This is a genomic window from Aquabacterium lacunae, from assembly GCF_004310865.1.
In the GTDB taxonomy this organism is placed as follows: domain Bacteria; phylum Pseudomonadota; class Gammaproteobacteria; order Burkholderiales; family Burkholderiaceae_C; genus Aquabacterium; species Aquabacterium lacunae.
In genome coordinates, this window is the sequence record NZ_SIXI01000037.1 from 1 (window position 1) to 756 (window position 756).

The following is a 756-nucleotide window of genomic DNA, read 5'->3' on the forward strand; positions in this document are numbered from 1 at the left end:
CTGCGCAGACGCCAGGCCGATAATGAGCTTGGAGCGGTCTGGGAATGAAAAACTGCTCTCGCGAGCGCGGTCTAAATAGAAGCAAACCAGCTTCCAAACGCCCCTGGTATTTGGTGTTGCCTAACGCCTAAGGTAAGCGGCGCCGGAAGGAGCGCAGCGAGTGTAGGGCACCAACAAAGCCCATGAAAATGGCGAAGCCATGGGCTTTGTTGGCGTCCGCTTGACCGTACTGTTAGGCCACGGATATTGGTTTTGGATGCTGCATTTCACTTGTGAAGTTGAGTCTTGGGGTTGGATTGCTGGTCAAATTCGCTGCCCGGCGTATTGGTGGCGCTTGTAATGCCTGTTTGCTTGTTGGCCTTGCGCTCGGCGTACTGACTGATGGAGATTTCTCCGTCTTGAAGCGCGCGAACATCTTCGTCTGGGTGGTGTGACTTGTTGAGTTGCTCGCTGATTGCTGCCGGCATAAGCACCGCACCATAGAGCCAGAAGCCTAGGAAGATGATCACGATTGCGCCGAAAGCCATCTTGTAGCCTTCGGCGCTGAAAAAGCGGTCCCCGAAGAACACCATAAAGACTGCAAGAACCAGGAATAGCGTGAATGGACGATCCATCCGCTTGAGTCTGTTGCCTGTTGAATCACGAGCAAAACTGAGCCAGGCGTCACGTCCAAAACTGAGCCACTAGGTTGACGAAGAAGCGGACTGCTCGGATGTGGATAAGTCTACTGTCTGGTCGGCTCCTTTGGGTGTTTTG

1 protein-coding gene is annotated in these 756 nt (G+C 53.7%); it reads right to left on the reverse strand.

All coding sequences use genetic code 11. The features are described 5' to 3' along the window. Positions 1–266: 266 nt before the first annotated feature. Positions 267–614 (reverse strand): hypothetical protein, encoded by a 348-nt coding sequence (locus EYS42_RS16900; protein ID WP_130969382.1) that lies wholly within the window; start codon positions 612–614, stop codon positions 267–269. Between the last annotated feature and the right edge of the window lie 142 nt (positions 615–756).